Annotated in this window: 20 protein-coding genes and 2 pseudogenes; 13 read left to right on the plus strand and 9 right to left on the minus strand. The window is 70.3% G+C overall.

Features of this window, described 5'->3' with window-relative positions; genetic code table 11:
* Together ABMQ42_RS06710 and ABMQ42_RS06715 are read left to right on the plus strand one after the other, a co-directional pair.
* Window positions 1-476: pseudogene (locus tag ABMQ42_RS06710) on the plus strand (hypothetical protein); the annotation flags it as partial.
* Window positions 477-511: 35 nt separating this feature from the next.
* Window positions 512-877: an MmcQ/YjbR family DNA-binding protein gene (locus tag ABMQ42_RS06715; RefSeq protein ID WP_349722099.1), complete on the plus strand. Its 366-nt coding sequence runs from the start codon at window positions 512-514 to the stop codon at window positions 875-877.
* Window positions 878-886: 9 nt separating this feature from the next.
* Here ABMQ42_RS06715 and ABMQ42_RS06720 read toward each other — a convergent pair whose 3' ends face one another.
* Together ABMQ42_RS06720 and ABMQ42_RS06725 are read right to left on the minus strand one after the other, a co-directional pair.
* Window positions 887-1,087, minus strand: a complete 201-nt coding sequence (locus ABMQ42_RS06720; RefSeq protein ID WP_349722100.1) for a hypothetical protein — start codon at window positions 1,085-1,087, stop codon at window positions 887-889.
* Between the two features lie 10 nt (window positions 1,088-1,097).
* Entirely contained in the window at window positions 1,098-1,808 is a 711-nt protein-coding gene (locus ABMQ42_RS06725) for a beta-ketoacyl-ACP reductase (protein ID WP_349722101.1), read from the minus strand.
* Between the two features lie 85 nt (window positions 1,809-1,893).
* Here ABMQ42_RS06725 and ABMQ42_RS06730 point away from each other — a divergent pair, with 85 nt between their 5' ends.
* Genes ABMQ42_RS06730 through ABMQ42_RS06740 form a run of 3 tightly spaced genes read left to right on the plus strand, consistent with a single transcriptional unit; the run spans window position 1,894 to window position 3,403 of the window.
* Complete coding sequence (locus tag ABMQ42_RS06730; protein ID WP_349722102.1) at window positions 1,894-2,268, plus strand: DUF3099 domain-containing protein; 375 nt, start codon at window positions 1,894-1,896, stop codon at window positions 2,266-2,268.
* Window positions 2,265-2,486 (plus strand): hypothetical protein, encoded by a 222-nt coding sequence (locus tag ABMQ42_RS06735; RefSeq protein ID WP_349722103.1) that lies wholly within the window; start codon window positions 2,265-2,267, stop codon window positions 2,484-2,486. Before ABMQ42_RS06730 ends, ABMQ42_RS06735 begins: the two co-directional genes overlap by 4 nt.
* Complete coding sequence (locus ABMQ42_RS06740; protein ID WP_349722104.1) at window positions 2,483-3,403, plus strand: SURF1 family cytochrome oxidase biogenesis protein; 921 nt, start codon at window positions 2,483-2,485, stop codon at window positions 3,401-3,403. The genes ABMQ42_RS06735 and ABMQ42_RS06740 overlap by 4 nt, the downstream gene beginning before the upstream one ends.
* A gap of 36 nt (window positions 3,404-3,439) precedes the next feature.
* Here ABMQ42_RS06740 and ABMQ42_RS06745 read toward each other — a convergent pair whose 3' ends face one another.
* Window positions 3,440-5,038 (minus strand): ABC-F family ATP-binding cassette domain-containing protein, encoded by a 1,599-nt coding sequence (locus ABMQ42_RS06745; protein WP_349722106.1) that lies wholly within the window; start codon window positions 5,036-5,038, stop codon window positions 3,440-3,442.
* A gap of 154 nt (window positions 5,039-5,192) precedes the next feature.
* Here ABMQ42_RS06745 and ABMQ42_RS06750 point away from each other — a divergent pair, with 154 nt between their 5' ends.
* The 7 genes and pseudogenes from ABMQ42_RS06750 (at window position 5,193) to ABMQ42_RS06780 (ending at window position 11,046) form a co-directional block, all read left to right on the plus strand.
* On the plus strand, window positions 5,193-5,834 hold the full coding sequence (locus ABMQ42_RS06750; protein WP_349722107.1) for a DedA family protein: 642 nt from the start codon (window positions 5,193-5,195) through the stop codon (window positions 5,832-5,834).
* Between the two features lie 119 nt (window positions 5,835-5,953).
* A pseudogene (locus tag ABMQ42_RS06755) lies at window positions 5,954-6,103 on the plus strand (response regulator transcription factor); the annotation flags it as partial.
* 67 nt (window positions 6,104-6,170) lie between these two features.
* A complete protein-coding gene (locus ABMQ42_RS06760) occupies window positions 6,171-7,208 on the plus strand; it encodes an iron-siderophore ABC transporter substrate-binding protein (protein ID WP_349722109.1) in 1,038 nt (345 codons plus the stop codon).
* A 22-nt stretch (window positions 7,209-7,230) separates the two neighbouring features.
* Complete coding sequence (locus ABMQ42_RS06765; protein WP_349722110.1) at window positions 7,231-8,277, plus strand: FecCD family ABC transporter permease; 1,047 nt, start codon at window positions 7,231-7,233, stop codon at window positions 8,275-8,277.
* Window positions 8,274-9,329: a FecCD family ABC transporter permease gene (locus ABMQ42_RS06770; RefSeq protein ID WP_349722111.1), complete on the plus strand. Its 1,056-nt coding sequence runs from the start codon at window positions 8,274-8,276 to the stop codon at window positions 9,327-9,329. Before ABMQ42_RS06765 ends, ABMQ42_RS06770 begins: the two co-directional genes overlap by 4 nt.
* Window positions 9,326-10,156, plus strand: a complete 831-nt coding sequence (locus ABMQ42_RS06775; RefSeq protein WP_349722113.1) for an ABC transporter ATP-binding protein — start codon at window positions 9,326-9,328, stop codon at window positions 10,154-10,156. The genes ABMQ42_RS06770 and ABMQ42_RS06775 overlap by 4 nt, the downstream gene beginning before the upstream one ends.
* Window positions 10,153-11,046: a siderophore-interacting protein gene (locus ABMQ42_RS06780; RefSeq protein WP_349722115.1), complete on the plus strand. Its 894-nt coding sequence runs from the start codon at window positions 10,153-10,155 to the stop codon at window positions 11,044-11,046. Before ABMQ42_RS06775 ends, ABMQ42_RS06780 begins: the two co-directional genes overlap by 4 nt.
* 3 nt (window positions 11,047-11,049) lie before the next feature.
* On the opposite strand, the gene ABMQ42_RS06785 is transcribed toward ABMQ42_RS06780, so the two are convergent.
* From ABMQ42_RS06785 to sufB, 6 genes are read right to left on the minus strand one after another with little or no spacing between them, the layout of a single operon-like run.
* Window positions 11,050-12,207 (minus strand): MalY/PatB family protein, encoded by a 1,158-nt coding sequence (locus ABMQ42_RS06785; RefSeq protein WP_349722117.1) that lies wholly within the window; start codon window positions 12,205-12,207, stop codon window positions 11,050-11,052.
* A gap of 54 nt (window positions 12,208-12,261) precedes the next feature.
* Window positions 12,262-12,591: a metal-sulfur cluster assembly factor gene (locus ABMQ42_RS06790; protein ID WP_275279567.1), complete on the minus strand. Its 330-nt coding sequence runs from the start codon at window positions 12,589-12,591 to the stop codon at window positions 12,262-12,264.
* Between the two features lie 9 nt (window positions 12,592-12,600).
* Window positions 12,601-13,383, minus strand: a complete 783-nt coding sequence (gene sufC / locus ABMQ42_RS06795) for a Fe-S cluster assembly ATPase SufC (protein WP_349722118.1) — start codon at window positions 13,381-13,383, stop codon at window positions 12,601-12,603.
* Window positions 13,384-13,725: a non-heme iron oxygenase ferredoxin subunit gene (locus ABMQ42_RS06800; protein ID WP_349722119.1), complete on the minus strand. Its 342-nt coding sequence runs from the start codon at window positions 13,723-13,725 to the stop codon at window positions 13,384-13,386.
* Window positions 13,722-14,924, minus strand: coding sequence for a Fe-S cluster assembly protein SufD (gene sufD, locus ABMQ42_RS06805; protein ID WP_349722120.1), 1,203 nt, complete (start codon window positions 14,922-14,924; stop codon window positions 13,722-13,724). The genes ABMQ42_RS06800 and sufD overlap by 4 nt, the downstream gene beginning before the upstream one ends.
* Window positions 14,925-16,343, minus strand: a complete 1,419-nt coding sequence (gene sufB, locus ABMQ42_RS06810; protein WP_349722121.1) for a Fe-S cluster assembly protein SufB — start codon at window positions 16,341-16,343, stop codon at window positions 14,925-14,927.
* A 248-nt stretch (window positions 16,344-16,591) separates the two neighbouring features.
* Here sufB and ABMQ42_RS06815 point away from each other — a divergent pair, with 248 nt between their 5' ends.
* Window positions 16,592-17,527 carry a COX15/CtaA family protein gene (locus ABMQ42_RS06815; RefSeq protein WP_349722122.1) on the plus strand — a complete coding sequence of 312 codons (936 nt, stop codon included), beginning with the start codon at window positions 16,592-16,594 and terminating at the stop codon, window positions 17,525-17,527.
* Window positions 17,528-17,530 lie beyond the last annotated feature (3 nt).

Below are 17,530 nucleotides of genomic sequence, written 5' to 3' on the forward strand. Positions count from 1 at the left end.
TGCGCGGTCACGTTCCGGGTCGCAAGGGTCTGAACCTGAACCGTAAGGCGCAGATCCCCGGCGAGGGCCCCATCGACGATGCGACCGCGCGGCAGATCCTCCTCGATGAGGGCGCGTTCACCCGGGTCGTCACCGATCCGGTCACCGGGGTGATCCTGGACATGGACCGCCGCTCCCGCACAGCCACCCCCGCGCAGCGGGCATGGCTGGCACTCTGGCACGGCACCTGCGTGCGAGACGGGTGCGACCGGCTCGCGATCGACGCGGACATCGACCACTACTGCCAGTACCACGGCCCCGGGCGGGGCCCGACGAACATCGGCAACCTCGGACCCGAGTGCGATCCCGATCACGCGACCAAAGACGTCACCAAGATCACACACCGACGCCGGGCCGATGCGAGCATCGAACTCGAGTTCCCCACCGGCCATCGCACCAGACCCACGCCCGAACTGCCCGACGCGCCACCGTTCTGAACGATGAGCGACTGAGACGAACGGCTGAGACGGTCATGGCAGGCATCGACGACGTGCGCGCGCTCGGGTCCGAGCTTGAGCGCTCGTACCCGGTGCGTGTGCGAGGGCGGCTGAAGTTCCGGGTCGGGCAGCTGGTCTACGTCGCCTTCTCGCCCGACGAGCGGGTGATGGGCTTCGCTTTTCCGAAGGAGGAGCGGGCGGCCCTGGTCGGCGGCCAGCCGGAGAAGTTCCAGCTGCCGTCGGCGTCAGACATGCGATTCCACTGGGTTCACGCCGAGCTTGCCGCGCTCGAGCCCGCGGAGGCCCGCGAGTTCGTCGTGGACGCCTGGCGCATGGTCGTGCCGCAGAAGCTCTCGCGGGCGTACGACCTCGCGCATCCCGATGGGCCGGGCGAGCCGTAGCGGGCCCGGTCAGTCCTCGGACGCCGAGCGCCGCTTCTGCGTCGTCGCCGCACCGATCAGCGCGCCGGCACCCGCGATGAGCACGACCGCGCCCGCGATCAGTGCGATCTTGCCGGGCACCGGCACCGACAGCACCACCGCGACAACACAGAGCACGACCGCGACAAGAGCGACAGCCGTGGCGAGCAGGCTCAACGTCTTCGAATTCACGCCGAGCCCCCTAGTGCCCCATGCCGAGGCCGCCGTCGACCGGGATGACGGCGCCCGAGATGTAGGCCGCGTCATCCGAGGCGAGCCAGGCGACGACGCCGGCGACCTCGTCGGCCGAGGCGTAACGTCCGGCCGGGATCGCCTTCTTGTACTCGGCCTTCTTCTCCTCAGGCAGCTCCGCGGTCATCTCCGTCTCGATGAAGCCCGGCGCCACCACGTTGGCAGTGATGCCGCGAGCGCCGAGCTCGCGGGTGAGCGAGCGCGCGAAGCCGACAAGGCCGGCCTTCGAGCTGGCGTAGTTGATCTGGCCGGCGGAGCCGTACAGCCCGACGACGGACGAGATGAGGACGACGCGTCCCCACCGGGCCTTCAGCATCCCCTTCGATGCACGCTTGACGACGCGGAACGTGCCGCCGAGGTTCGTGTCCACGACGCTGTCGAAGTCGTCCTCGGTCATCCGGAGCAGCAGCGTGTCCTTCGTGATACCGGCGTTGGCGACGACGACCGTGACGGGACCCAGCTTCTCCTCCACCTCGGTGAACGCGGCGTCGACGGATGCGGCATCCGTCACGTCCGCCCGCACGGTGAGCGTGCCCTCGGGGCCTTCCCCGCTGCGCGCGGTGACGGCGACCTTGTAGCCCGCCGCGACGAAGCGTGCGGCGATCGCGCGCCCGATGCCGCGGTTTCCGCCGGTGACGAGGACGACTCGGTCGTCGGACATGGGTGACCTCCGGGTGGGGACGAATGGATGCGCGACCCAGCCTAGCGGCGACCGGCACAGGCACTCGGCGTAGGCTGGAGGGACAGTGAAGAACTCCGCCCACACCCAATCCACGACATCGTTGCCGCGCGCACCGCACGATGAGGTCCATTCACGCTCCACGCGCTACCTCATCATGATGGGCGTCCGCGTGCTGTGCTTCATCCTCATGGTGTTCGTGCAGCCCTTCGGCTGGTGGACCTGGATCTTCGGCGCAGGAGCGATCTTCCTCCCGTACATCGCCGTCGTCCTCGCCAACGTGGGTGAAGACGGCAAGACGATCAACGCGGTGCCGCCCGGGCGTGAGCTCGAAGCCCATCCGACACCGCCCCCTTCCTCCGACGCGCACGATGAGGTCATCACGGTTCGCGAGACCCGCGAGATCCCGCATCCCGACCACGCGCCGAAGGACCCGTCGTGACCGACGCCCCGATCTGTTCGAGGGCGGGATGCCGCGAGCCCGCCACCCAGCAGGTTGTGTGGCGCAATCCGCGCATCCACCCCGTCGACCGCCGCAAGATCTGGCTGGCGTGCGACGAGCACGTCGTCTACCTGCGCGACTACCTCGCCGCACGGGCCTTCCCCGTCGCGGTCGAACCGTTCACCGCCCCGACCCCCGAGTCCCAGGAGTCCCGATGAGCCGCCGACAGTCCGCACCCGCCGCGGTGCGCTGGACCGCCTACATCGGCGTCGCCATCGTCTTCGCCATCGCCTGCGCGTTCCTCTCGCACTGGCAGCTGAGCAAGAACGAGGACCGTACCCGGCAGCTGGCCATCATCGCGGAGAACTACGACACCGCTCCCGTTGCGCTGAACGACCTGCTCTCCCCCGGCCAGACGCTGCCCGAAGGGCTGAAGTGGCGACAGGTGCGCATGACCGGCACCTATCTCACCGACCAGCAGCTGCTCGTGCGCAACACGGTGCACAACGGCACCGCCGCGTACGAGATCATCGTGCCGCTGCGTCTCGAGGACGGCCGCGTCTTCCTCATCGATCGCGGGTGGGAGCCCCCGGGGAACCGCCAGCCGACGCCCGACACCGTCCCCGACGCGCCGACCGGCACCGTCACGGTCGTCGCGCGCCTCGTGCCCGGACAGAACCTGCCCGCCTCGGGCGCCGACGCACCGGAGGGCCAGGTGCCGTCCGTGCACCTGCCGCTGATCGCCGAGAAGATCGGCGGCACCGACGGCGCCGCCCTCGATCAGGGAGCGTTCGGCCAGCTCGTCTCCGAAGACCCCGCACCCGCCGTCATGCCTCAGCCGTTCGAGGCCCCGTCCGAAGACAGCGGTCCCTACCTGTCGTACGGCATCCAGTGGATCATGTTCGCCGTCATGGGGTTCATCTTCATCTGGTACGTCATCCGCTCCGAGCGGCGCGCACGGCGTGAGGCGGCGGAAGACGCCGCGGCCGTCGCGGCCCTCGCGCAGACCGACCCCGAGGCCGCTGCGGCGCTCGCGGCCGAGACCTCCGCACGACGGATCCGGGAGAAGCGCGAGAAGAGCCGCGACCGCGACTCGGCCGACGAGGATGCGCTGCTCGACAACGCCCCGCACTGAGCGCGAGCACGCCGCGGCGGCGGTGCCGCGCCGACGCTACGCCAGCGTCACGAGGTCGGCGTAGTCGCGACCCCAGATGTCTTCGACGCCGTCGGGCAGGATGAGCACGCGCTCGGGGTTCAGCGCCTCGACGGCGCCCTCGTCGTGCGAGACGAGCACCACAGAGCCCTCGTAGTGCGCGAGGGCCCCGAGGATCTCCTCCCGCGACGCGGGGTCGAGGTTGTTCGTGGGCTCGTCGAGCAGCAGCACGTTCGCACTCGAGACGACCAGCGTCGCGAGCGACAGCCGGGTCTTCTCGCCGCCGGAGAGGACCCCGGCCGGCTTGAGCACATCGTCGCCCGTGAACAGGAACGAGCCGAGCACCTTGCGCGCCTCGACCGCCGTGATGTCGGGCGCCGCCGACATCATGTTGTCGAGCACGGAGCGGGTGACGTCGAGGTTCTCGTGCTCCTGCGCGTAGTACCCGATCTTCAGCCCGTGCCCGGGCTCGACCTGACCGGTGTCGGGAGCGTCGACGCCGGCGAGGATGCGCAGCAGCGTCGTCTTGCCGGCACCGTTCAGCCCCAGCACCACCACGCGTGAGCCGCGGTCGATCGCGAGGTCCACATCGGTGAAGATCTCCAGCGACCCGTACGACTTCGACAGCCCCGACGCCATGAGCGGCGTCTTGCCGCAGGGCGCGGGCTTCGGGAAGCGCAGCTTGGCCACCCGGTCGACGGCGCGCACCTCTTCGAGCCCGGAGAGCAGCTTCTCGGCGCGCGCGATCATCTGGTGCGCGGCGGCGGCCTTCGTCGCCTTCGCACCGAACTTCGCGGCCTGCTGCTGCAGCGCGGTCGCCTTCTTCTCGGCGTTGGCGCGCTCCTTCTTGCGGCGCTCCTCATCCGCCACGCGCTGGCGCTGGTAGTTGCGCCAGTTCATGTTGTAGATGTCGATGACCTGACGGTTCGCGTCGAGATAGAACACGCGGTTCACGGTCTCACCGACCAGCTCCACGTCGTGGCTGATCACGATGAGGCCGCCCTTGTACCCCTTGAGGAACTCGCGCAGCCACACGACGCTGTCCGCATCGAGGTGGTTCGTCGGCTCGTCGAGGATCATCGTCTCGGCATCGGAGAACAGGATGCGCGCCAGCTCGATGCGCCGGCGCTGACCGCCGGAGAGCGTGCGGAGCGGCTGATCGAGGATCCGGTCGGGAAGAGACAGGTTGTGGGCGATGGATGCCGCCTCCGCCTCGGCCGCATAGCCGCCGAGTGCCTCGAAGCGCTCGGTGAGGTTCGCATACTTGCGCATGGCGCGGGCCGCGGCATCCACATCGTCGGACGCCATGGCCTCCGACGCCTCACGCATGCCCAGCTGCAGCGAGCCGAGTCCGCGCGCGTCGAGGATGCGCGTGCGCGCGAGCATGTCAGGGTCCCCCGAGCGCGGATCCTGGGGCAGGTACCCCAGCTCGCCCGAGCGGTCGACGCGGCCGTCGGCGGGCAGCAGGTCGCCGGCCAGGACCTTGGTCAGCGTCGTCTTGCCGGCACCGTTGCGGCCGACCAGCCCGATCTTGTCGCCCGCGGCGACGCGGAACGACACGTCCGCCATGAGGGTGCGCGCGCCCACGCGGATCTCGAGGTCGTGCACGGCAAGCACAGGTCACATCCGTTCACTCGGAGGAATGGGGGAAATCGGCCGAACGGCCAGCCTCCCAGTATACGAGGCCCATCGCAAAGACCCCTCCGAGGTATGACGAGGTCGATACCTGAGAGGGATGCCGAGGACGGCACCGGCTTCCTATGGTTCCGGAGTGGACCTGATCAACGCCTTCATCCTCGCCGCGGCCGCCTCCCCGTGGGTGCTGCTCGTCATGTTCGTCGTGGCCGCGGTCGACGCCGTCTTCCCGCCGGTGCCGAGCGAGACGGTCCTGGTCGCCGCCGCGGCGGCGGCCGCGGCATCCGGGTCCCTCGTCGGCGTGCCGCTGCTGTGCCTGACCGCCGCCGCGGGTGCGGTGCTCGGCGACAACCTCGCCTATGCGCTGGGCAGGGTCGCGGGCACGACCCGCTTCGCGTGGATGCGCCGTCCACGGGTCGCCGCCGCGTTCGCGCGCGCCCGCCGGGCTCTCACCCGCGGCGGCGCGGCCCTCATCATCGGCGCGCGCTATGTGCCGGTGGGCCGGGTCGCCGTCGACATGAGCGCCGGCGCCCTCGGGTACCCGTGGCGCCGGTTCCTGCCCATCAGCATCCTGGGGGCGGTGCTCTGGGCGGTCTACGGTGCGGTCATCGGCGTGCTGGCGGGCAGCTGGCTCGGCGAGCAGCCGCTGCTGGCCGCCGTCATCGGGGTCGCCGTGGCCGTCGCCGCGGGCATCGCCGTCGACCGCATCACCACCGCGCGCCGCCGGCGCCGTGCCGCCGCGGCCGACCCCGCGACGTCGGCCGAGATGGCAGGATGAGGCGCATGCGCATCCTCGGGCTCGCCCTGCCGCGCATCCCGCGCGACGCCCGGACGATCGCGTACGTCGTTCTCGGCACGGCGGCCGGCATGATCACCTCCGCCGTCATCCCGTCGATCTCGAACGCCGAGATCGCGGCGGAGCTGTTCATCGCCGAGCAGACCGTCAAGACGCACGTGGGCAAGCTGCTCGCGAAGATCGACGCGCGCGACCGGGTGCAGGCCGTCATCTTCGCGTACGACGCGGGGCTCGCGACGCCGGCGTCCTGACACACGGCGCGCGGGGCTGTTAGGCTAGCCTTACCAACCTTCCCTCCCCCTCTGAAGGAGCCCCTCCGTGCCCGTTCGCCGTGCCCTCTCCCTTGCCGCGCTCGCCGTGGTCGCCGCCTCCTCGCTGGCCCTCGCCGGCTGTGCGGGCGGCTCCGCCGCGTCGACCGACGACGCCTCACAGGCTGCGGCTTCCGACGGCTTCCCCGTGACGATCGACCACGTCTACGGCACCACGACCATCGACTCCAAGCCCACCCGCGTCGCGACGGTCGCGTGGGGCAATGGCGAAGTGCCGCTGGCCCTCGGCGTCGTGCCGGTGGGCATGGCGAAGGTCACCTGGGGAGACGACGACCACGACGGCATCCTGCCCTGGGCCGAGGACAAGATCGCCGAGCTCGGCGGCGAGACCCCGGCGCTCTACGACGAGACCGACGGCATCGACTTCGAGGCCGTCGCCGACACGAAGCCCGACGTGATCCTGGCCGCCTACTCCGGCCTCACGCAGAGCGACTACGACACGCTGTCGAAGATCGCGCCGGTCGTGGCCTACCCCGACACCGCATGGGGCACCTCGTACGAGGACATGATCCGCCTGGACGCGAAGGCGATCGGCCTCGAGAAGGAGGGCGACGCGCTCATCGACCAGCTGCACGGGCAGGTCGACGATGCGCTGGCCGACTTCCCGAAGCTCAAGGACGCGAAGGTCCTCTTCTCGTACATCGACCCGGCCGACTACAGCAAGATCGGCTTCTACACCGACCACGACACTCGTCCCGGCTTCCTGCTGAGCCTGGGCATGCCCGAGCCGCAGATCGTGAAGGAGGAGTCCGCCAAGACGGACGAGTTCTACGTCACGGTCTCATCGGAGCAGGCCGACCGGTTCGACGATGTCGACCTGTTCGTCACCTACGGCGACGACGCCGACGCCATGATCAAGAGCCTGCAGGCCGACCCGCTGCTCTCGAAGATCCCCGCCATCAAGGCCGGCCACATCGCCGTGCTGCAGAACGACACACCGCTGGCAGCGTCCGCGAACCCGTCGCCGCTGTCGATCGGCTGGGGCATCCACGACTACTTCGCGCTGCTCGCGAAGACCCTCCGCTGATCTCGACACGGGTTTCGGACAGATGACCGCCACCGCGACCGCCCGCCCCGCGACGCTCGCCGTCGCCCGGCGGCGCAGTCGCACCGCGCGCACCGGCTGGCTCGTGGTCGCCGTGTGCGCGCTGGCGGCGCTGTGCGTGGCCTCCGTCGCGCTCGGCGTGCGCTTCGTGCCACTCGCCGATGTGATCGCCGCGCTCGGCGGGCACACCGACACCGTCGGCCAGGCCGCCGTCGTCGCGCGCCTGCCGCGCACGGCCCTGGCCGTGCTCGTGGGAGCGGCGCTGGCCCTGTCGGGGGCCTCGATGCAGGCCATCACCCGCAACCCGCTCGCCGATCCCGGCATCCTGGGCGTCTCGGGCGGGGCGGCGCTCGCGGTGGTCGTCACCATCGTCCTGATCGGGGCGTCCACGCCCGGTGCGCTCATGGCCGCCGCCGTCATCGGCTCGGCGGTCGCCGCCGTGTTCGTGTACGCGGTGGGATCGCTCGGGTCCGGCGGCGCGACCCCGCTCAAGCTCACGCTCGCGGGGGCTGCGACATCCGCCGCCTTCGCCTCGCTGGTGCAGGCGGTGCTGCTGCCCCGCGCCGACGCCATGGAGAGCTTCCGGTTCTGGCAGATCGGCGGTGTCGGCGGCGCGACCTGGGACCGCATCGGGCTCGTCGCGCCCGCCCTGGCCGTCGGCGCGATCATCTGCTTCCTCAGCGCACGAGGCATGAACGCACTGGCGCTCGGCGACGACCTCGCCGCGGGGCTGGGCGCCCACGTGACCCGCACCCGACTGATCTCGGCGGCGGGCGCCGTCATCCTCTGCGGCGCCGCGACGGCCGTCGCGGGCCCGATCGGCTTCGTCGGCCTCGTCATCCCCCACCTGTGCCGTCTCCTGGTGGGCAGCGACCACCGCTGGCTGCTGCCGTTCTCCGCGATCGCGGGTGCCGGTCTCCTCGTCGCCGCCGACGTCGCAGGGCGTCTTGTGGCCCGCCCCAGCGAGCTCGACGTGGGCATCGTCACCGCGCTGATCGGTGCGCCGTTCTTCATCTGGATCGTCCGTCGCCAGAAGGTGCGCGAGCTGTGAGCGCCGCAGTGGTGGCACCGGACGCCACGACCGTCCGCGCGCTCGTCGCCGGCCGCCGCCGTCGCCGGCGCCGCCGCGGCATCGTCGTCGCGAGCCTGGCCGTGGCGGTGGTCGCCGTGTTCGCCATCAGCCTCATGATCGGCGACACCTTCTACACGCCCGGCGAGGTGTGGCGGGTGCTGATCGGCGAGACCGTGCCGGGCGCCTCGTTCACCGTCGGCGACCTGCGACTCCCCCGCGCGACGCTCGCGGCCCTCGCCGGCTTCGCGTTCGGTGCGGCCGGCGTGACGTTCCAGACGATGCTGCGCAATCCGCTGGCCTCCCCCGACGTCATCGGCATCAGCTCGGGCGCCAGCGCCGCGGCGGTCGTCGGCATCGTGCTGCTGGGCCTCGACAGCATCTCGGTGTCGCTCCTGGCCCTCGCCGGCGCCCTCGTGACCGCCGCGGGCATCTATCTGCTCGCGTACCGCGGCGGTTTCGCCGGCACACGCCTCATCCTCATCGGCATCGGCGTGGCCGCGATGCTCGACAGCGTCATCACGTACGCGCTGTCGAAGGCGGCCTCGTGGGACCTGCAGGCGGCCATGCGGTGGCTGACCGGCAGCCTCAACGCGGCCGCCTGGCCCGCGATCCTGCCCCTGGCCGTCGCCTCCGCGGTGCTCGTGCCGGCGCTGCTCTCGCAGTCGCGGACCCTGTCGACGCTCCGCCTCGGCGACGACACCGCCACGGGTCTGGGCGTGCACACGCAGGCCACGCGCATCATCGCGCTGGTCGCGGCCGTCGCCCTGCTGGCCTTCGCCACGTCGGCGGCAGGCCCGATCGCTTTCGTCGCGTTCATGTCAGGCCCCATCGCTGCGCGTCTGGTGGGCCCGTCGACCTCGCTGCTGCCCGCATCGGGCCTCGTCGGCGCCCTGCTCGTGCTGATCGCCGACCTCGTGGGACAGTTCGCCTTCGACCACCGCTATCCGGTGGGCGTGATCACCGGGGTGCTCGGCGCACCGTTCCTGATCTTCCTCCTCATCCGTCTCAACCGCTCGGGGGCATCACTGTGACCGTGTCGCACACCCTGTCCGCAGCATCCCTCTCCCTCGCCTACGGCGAGCGCACGATCGTCGACGGTCTCGATCTCGAGGTGCCCGCCGGCGCCATCACCGCGATCATCGGCGCCAACGGCTGTGGCAAGTCGACGCTGCTGCGCGCGCTCGCGCGACTGCTCAAGCCCCGCACCGGCGAGGTGCTGCTCGACGGCGTGGCGCTGCCGAAGCTGCACACCAAGCAGATCGCCCGCACGCTCGGGCTGCTGCCGCAGAGCCCGGTCGCGCCGGAGGGCATCGTCGTGGCCGATCTCGTCGGCCGCGGCCGGCAGCCGCACCAGAGCATGCTGGCCCGGTGGAGCGCGCACGACGACGAGATCGTGGCCCAGGCGCTGGAGACCACGCGGATCGCCGATCTCGCCGACCGCAGCATCGACGAGCTGTCGGGCGGCCAGCGCCAGCGCGTGTGGATCGCGATGGCGCTCGCCCAGCAGACCGACATCCTGCTGCTGGACGAGCCGACCACCTTCCTCGACGTCGCGCACCAGGTCGAGGTGCTCGACCTGCTCACCGATCTCAACCGCGAGCGAGGCACCACGATCGTCATGGTCCTGCACGATATGAACCTCGCCGCGCGCTACGCCGACCACTTGTTCGCCCTGCGCGACGGCCGCATCATCGCGGCGGGCGCCCCGGGTGACATCATGAGCGCCGACCTCATCCGCGAGGTCTTCGACCTCGACAGCCTCGTGATCGACGACCCGGTCTCGGGCGCCCCCATCGTCCTCCCCCGCGGCCGCCACCACGTGGCCGCCCCCGCCGCCACCTCCGGAGCCGCCCTGTGACCGACAACCGCTTCTTCCGCGCCCGCGTCGCCGCCGTCACCGATGTGACGCCGAGCTTCCGCCGCTTCACGTTCACGGGCGACGACCTCGCCGACTACGCCGACCCCGGCTACGACCAGCGCATCAAGGTGGTCTTCCCGAGCGCGACGGCGACCCTGGACGACATGCCGACAGGTGCCGACTGGTACGACCACTGGCGGACGATGGATGCCGCGGCCCGGCCCCCGTTCCGCACCTACACGACCCGCGCGGTGCGCAACGACGCCCGCGAGGTGGATGTCGACATGGTCGCGCACGAGGTCACTGGACCTGCGTCGGCCTGGATCGCGAACGCGGCCGTCGGCGACGAGGTGCTGCTGCTGGCGCCGGTCAAGCCGCACGAGGGCGTCAGCTTCGGCATCGACTTCGTGCCCCCTGCGCAGACCGCGGCCTATCTCCTCGCCGGTGACGAGACCGCGGCGCCGGCGATCGCGGTCATCCTCGAGCAGCTGCCGGCCGACGCGCGCGGCACCGTGGTGCTCGAGGTGCCGCACGCCGATGACGTCGCCTATCTCCCGCGGCATCCGGGCTTCGACTACCGCGTCGCCGCCCGTGGCGACGAGCGGCACGCGCACCTGGTGCCGCAGGCGAAGGATGCCGCGTCCGCCCTCGTGCCCGCCGGCCGCGGTGCCGAGGTCGAAGAGGTCGACATCGACAGCAGCCTGCTGTGGGAGGTGCCCCGCACGGCGAAGGGCGGTGCGGCGCTGAAGAGCGCGCCGTTGTACGCATGGCTCGCGGGTGAGGCGGGCGCCATCAAGCAGCTGCGCCGGCACCTGGTCGCCGAGCACGGCGTCGATCGCCGCGCCGTGGCGTTCATGGGCTACTGGCGGCTCGGCCGCCCGGAGATGTGACCGTCAGCCGACGAGCGCGCCGATGCGCCGCACGGCCTCGGTGAGCACCTCGGGCGAGCAGCCGATGTTGAAACGCACGTGACCGGCGCCCTCGGCGCCGAACTTCGGGCCGAAATGCAGCGCGACCTTCGCATCGCGCAGGATCTTGCGCGCCGGATTGTCCCCCCAGCCCAGCGCCGACAGGTCCACCCACGCGAGATACCCCGCCTCGGGGAGCACGTACCGTGCCCCCGGCACGTGCTCTGTGAGCAGGTCGGCCAGCAGCCGGCGGTTGCGATCGAGCGCCGCAAGCAGAGACGCGAGCCACTCGTCGCTGGACTCGTCGAAGGCGACGACGCCCGCCATCGCTCCGAACAGGCCGGTACGCCACTCGACCTCATCGGGCAGCGCATCCACCACCCGCTGCGTCTCGGGCGAGGCGGTCACCATGAGCGCGCACTTGAGCCCGGCGAGGTTGAACGCCTTGCTCGCGCTGGTCACCGCATACCCGACGCGCGCCGCGGCCGCCGAGGCCGCCAGGAACGGCGTGAAGACGGCGGGCGCATGCGTGAGCGGGGCGTGGATCTCGTCGCTGACGACGAAGGCGCCGTGGCGCTCGACGATCTCGGCGAGGCCCGCCAGGCTCTCCCGCGTGTGCACGGTGCCGGTGGGGTTGTGCGGGTTGCACAGCAGCACGACCCGCGCCCCGTCGGCGAGGGCCGCATCGATGCCGGCGAGGTCGAGCTCCCACCCGGTCGCGGTGCGGCTGAGCGGAACCCGCTCGACCACGCCGCCGGCCTCGGGCACGCTGTCATAGAACGGCGGGTACACCGGCGGGGTGACCACCACGCGGTCGCCGGGCTCGATGATCGCGCGCAGGATCTCGGTGACGCCCATCATCACGTCGCACGTCGAGCGCACCCGCGCGGGCAGCACATCCCACCCGAAGCGGCGCTGCGCGAAGGCCGCGAACGCGCCGCGGATGCCCGGGTCCGGCGGGGTGTAGCCGGTGTCGCCGAGCTCGACCGCCGTCGCCAGCCGCTTCGTGATGCCGGGCGCGAGCGGGAAATCCGTCTCCGCCACGAATAGCGGCAGCACGTCGTCGGGGTACGTCCGCCACTTCGTGCTCGAACGCTCACGGAGTCGTTCGACGGGCAGGGCTTCGAGCGGTGTCACGGTCACCCCTCGAGCCTAACCGGCACGGCGGGTGGGTCATCCACCCGCCGTCACACGGTGTCAGATGGCGAAGCCGAGCGCGCGCATCATGTCGCGCCCGTCATCGGTGATCTTCTCGGGGCCCCACGGCGGCATCCACACCCAGTTGATGCGGAACCGCTCCACGACGTCGTCCAGCGCCTGGGCCGTCTGCTCCTCGAGGACGTCGGTGAGCGGGCAGCCCGCCGAGGTCAGCGTCATGTGGATGACGAGAGCATCGTTCTCGTCATCCCATGCGAGGTCGTAGATGAGCCCCAGATCGACGACATTGACCCCCAGCTCGGGGTCCATCACGTCTTTCAGCGCTTCGATGACGTCGTCATACTTCTCGGGTGTCAGCGTCGCTGCCATGGCTCGAGTCTACGCGTCGATCGACGCTTCGGGCTCGGGCTCGCCCTCGAGGTAGCGGTCGTAGCCCTCCTCCTCGAGGCGGTCGGCGAGCTCGGGGCCGCCCTCTTCGGCGACACGGCCCTTGACGAGCACGTGCACGAAGTCGGGGTGGATGTAGCGCAGGATCCGCGTGTAGTGCGTGATCAGCAGCACACCGAGGTTCGTGGCGTCCTTGGCGCGGTTCACGCCCTCCGACACGATCTTCAGCGCGTCGACGTCGAGGCCCGAGTCGGTCTCGTCGAGGATCGCGATCTTCGGCTTGAGCATCTCGAGCTGGAGGATCTCGTGGCGCTTCTTCTCACCGCCGGAGAAGCCCTCGTTGACGTTGCGCTGCGCGAACTTGGCGTCCATGCGCAGGTTCTTCATGGCCTGCTTGACGTCCTTCATCCACGTGCGGACGGCGGGCGCCTCGCCGTCGATCGCGGTCTTCGCGGTGCGCAGGAAGTTCGTGACGGTCACGCCGGGGATCTCCACCGGGTACTGCATCGCCAGGAAGAGCCCCGCGCGGGCGCGCTCGTCGACGGTCATCGACAGCACGTCCTCGCCGTCGAGCGTGATCGTGCCGCTCGTGACGGTGTACTTGGGGTGGCCGGCGATCGTGTAGGCGAGGGTCGACTTGCCCGAGCCGTTGGGGCCCATGATGGCGTGCGTCTCACCGGTGCGGATGGTCAGCGTCACGCCGTTGAGGATGGGGGTGACCCCCGCATCCGTCTCCACGGTGACGTGCAGGTCGCGGATCTCGAGGACAGACATTCAGTTTTCCTTCTCGGAAGTGGGAACAGTGACGTTGGGGTCGATGAGCACGTCGTCGCCGTCGATCGTGACGGCGTAGACCGGAACGGGCTCATACGCGGGGAGGTTGAGGGGCTGGCCGGTGCGCAGCGAGAAGCGTGAGCCGTGGGCCCAGCACTCGACGGTGTCGTCTTCCACGAACCCCTCGGACAGGGAGATGTTGCCGTGCGTGCAGGTGTCGCCGATCGCGAACACCTCGCCGGCCGAGTCCTTGACGATGCAGATCGGGTGGCCCTCCAGGTCCACCTTCAGCGGCGCGTCCTGCTCGAGCTCGCTGACGCCGCACGCGCGGGCGACGGTCATGCCTCCGTCTCCTCACCGAGCTCGCGCTCGATGTCGGCGATGAGCTCGGACTCGAGCGCGGGGATGCCGATGCGCTGCACGAGCTCGCTGAGGAACCCGAGGACCACGAGTCGGCGGGCCTCGGCCTCGTCGATGCCGCGGGCCTGCAGGTAGAACAGCTGCTCGTCGTCGAAGCGACCGGTCGCGCTCGCGTGGCCGGCGCCGACGATGTCGCCGATCTCGATCTCGAGGTTCGGGATCGAGTCGGCGTGCGCGCCCTCGGTGAGCACGAGGTTGCGGTTGGCCTCGTACGAGTCGGTGCCGACGGCGTCGGGACCGATCAGCACGTCGCCGATCCACACGGTGTGCGCCTGCTCGCCCTGCAGTGCGCTCTTGTACAGCACGTCGGCGCTGGTCGAGGCGCCCTCGTGGAAGACGTACACCTGGTTCTCGAGGTGCTGCCCGGCGTCGCAGAAGCCGATGCCGTACACGTCGGCGTGCGAGCCGTTGCCCGCCAGCCGCACGTTGGGGTTCACCCGGACCACGTCGCCGCCGAAGCTGACGATGAAGTGGCGGAGCGTGGCATCCTTCCCCACCAGCGCCTGGTGCGCCGACAGGTGGATCGCGTCGTCCTGCCACTCCTGCACGGTGACGACCTTGAGGTGCGCGCCCTCGCCGACGATGATCTCGACGTTCTCGGCGAGCGTGACGCTGCCGCTGTGGCGCAGCACGACCGTCGCCTGCGCGTTGGGGCGCGCCTCGATCACGAGGTGCTCGTGCGCGACGCCGCCGCGGCCGGCGACCTCGATCACGACGGGCTCGGCCGGCTCGCCGTCCAGAATGACGTGACGGGCATCGGATGCCGCGGCCCACGCGATCGCGGACGGCAGGTCCTCCGGCTCGAAGGCGGTGCCGCGGGGCGCCTCGCCGATCGCGAGCGTGCCCACCGGCGCACCGGTCACGGTCACCGACACGGCGTCGGCGTCGCCGGCGGTCGCGTCGAGCAGGGCACCGATGCGGTTCATCGGCGTGTGCTTCCAGTTGACCTCGCGCCCGGTCGGGGTGGCGAAGTCGGCGGGGTCGTACGACCGCAGCCGCTCGGACCGGGTCTGGACGGGCACGTCGTAGCCGGTCAGGCGTGCCGCCGGGTCGACGTGTGCGTGGTTCTCCTCCGTCCGAGCGGCGGGTGCCTGCTCGGACGCTGTCGTCGTGGCCGCCATCTAGCCGACCGATCCTTCCATGCCCATCTCGATGAGCTTGTTCAGTTCCAGTGCGTATTCCATCGGCAGCTCGCGCGCGATCGGCTCGATGAAGCCGCGCACGATCATCGCCATCGCCTCGTCCTCGGGCACGCCGCGGGACTGCAGGTAGAAGAGCTGCTCGGCGCTCACCTTCGACACGGTGGCCTCGTGGCCGAGCTCGACGTCGTCGACGCGGATGTCGATGGCCGGGTACGTGTCGGAGCGCGAGATGGTGTCGACCAGCAGCGCATCGCAGCGCACGGTGTTGGCGGAGTGGTGGGCGTTCGGCTCCACCCGCACCTCGCCGCGGTACCCGGAGCGACCGCCGCCGCGGGCGATCGACTTCGAGATGATCGACGACTGCGTGTAGGGCGCGAGGTGGATCATCTTCGCGCCGGCGTCCTGGTGCTGACCGGGACCCGCGAAGGCCACCGACAGCGTCTCGCCCTTGGCGTGCTCGCCGGCCAGGAAGATCGACGGGTACTTCATGGTCACCTTGGAGCCGATGTTGCCGTCGACCCACTCCATGGTCGCGCCCTCGTGCGCGATGGCGCGCTTGGTGACGAGGTTGTACACGTTGTTCGACCAGTTCTGGATCGTCGTATACCGCACGCGGGCGTTCTTCTTCACGACGATCTCGACGACGGCCGAGTGCAGCGAGTCGGACTTGTAGATCGGGGCGGTGCAGCCCTCGATGTAGTGCACGTACGAGTCTTCGTCGGCGATGATCAGCGTCCGCTCGAACTGGCCCATGTTCTCGGTGTTGATCCGGAAGTAGGCCTGCAGCGGGATCTCGACGTGCACGCCCTTGGGGACGTACACGAACGAGCCGCCCGACCACACGGCGGTGTTCAGCGCGGCGAACTTGTTGTCGCCGGCCGGGATGATCGTGCCGAAGTACTCCTCGAAGAACTCCGGGTGCTCGCGCAGGGCCGTGTCGGTGTCCATGAAGATGACGCCCTGGGCCTCGAGGTCCTCACGGATCTGGTGGTAGACGACCTCCGACTCGTACTGAGCCGCCACGCCCGCGACCAGGCGCTGGCGCTCGGCCTCGGGGATGCCCAGACGCTCGTAGGTGTTGCGGATGTCCTCCGGGAGCTCTTCCCAGCTCTCCGCCTGCTTCTCGGTGGAGCGCACGAAGTACTTGATGTTGTCGAAGTCGATCTCGCTGAGATCCGCGCCCCACGTCGGCATCGGTTTGCGCTGGAACAGCGCCAGGCCCTTGAGGCGGGCCTTCAGCATCCACTCCGGTTCGTTCTTCATCCGGGAGATGTCGCGGACGACGGCTTCGGTGAGCCCTCGCTTCGCACTGGCACCGGCGATGTCGTCATCGTGCCAGCCGAATTCGTACACCCCCAGACCGTCGAGCTCGGGGCGTTCGATCAGAACATCGGACATGACGTCACACACTCTCCTCAATGGACCGCAACGGTGTCATCCGTCCCGGCAACCTCGGTCCCCACGGGAGTGTGGTGGGGAGGATGCCGCTTTCCGGGTCCGCTCTGGCGACGCGCGCTGCGCGCCTAGACTGTCAGTGATGCGACCCTTCGTGCGCCGCATCCGACCCCTCGATTCTATAGGCTCCACCCGACAGTCGGGTCGGAGCCGCGCTTGCGCCCGGCGAGCACCCAGGAGGCTCCGACACGATGTCCACCGATCAGACCGTCACCGAACGCACGTCCCTGCGGCATCGTCTGTGGCTCTGGCTGCCCGACCGCGTCGACCGTCGGGTGATGGTGGCGGCCTGGATCTCGTTCATCACCGAGGTGATCATCATCGGCACCGGCGGCGCCGTGCGGCTGACCGGTTCCGGGCTCGGCTGCGAGTGGCCGCTGTGCGCCCCCGATTCGCTGGTGCCGGTGCCGGGCATGGGCCTGCACTCCTACATCGAGTTCGGCAACCGCCTGATGACCGGTGTCGTCGGGCTTGCCGGGCTCGCCGTGCTGCTGCTGGTGCTGCGGATGCGCCGCACCCGCAGGGACCTGTTCGTGATGGCCGTCATCGTGGTCGCCGGCATCCTCGCCCAGGCGGTCGTCGGCGGCATCACCGTGCTCACCGGGCTCAACGCCTGGATCGTGGGCTTCCACTTCTTCGCGACGCTGGCGCTCGTGGCGGTCACCGCCGCCTTCCTGGTCCGTGCGAAGACCGAGCCCGGCCCGCGCGAGCTCGCGGTCCCGCGCTGGTACATGATCCTCACCCATGTGACGACGCTGTTCCTCGCGGTCACGCTGATCATCGGCATCCTGACCACCGCGTCCGGCCCGCACTCGGGCGACTCGGCCATCGTCCGGCACGGCTGGAGCGCGGAGGTCCTCGCGCACGTCCACTCGGTCCCCGGCTACGCGCTGTTCGCCCTCGTCGCGATCCTCACCGCGGTGGCGTCGTTCCAGAAGCTGCCGACGCTGCGCTGGGCCGTTCTGCTGCTGATCGTGCTCGTGGTGCAGATCCCGGTGGGCGTCTACCAGGCCCGCGCGGGCCTGCCGGCGCTGTCGGTCGGCATCCACATGATCCTGGCGGGACTGGCGACCGCCGCGATGACGGCGCTGGTGCTGCACCTGAAGAGGCCCATCGCCCACGCATAGGGT

This window comes from Microbacterium sp. KR10-403 (genome assembly GCF_040196215.1).
Lineage (GTDB): Bacteria > Actinomycetota > Actinomycetes > Actinomycetales > Microbacteriaceae > Microbacterium.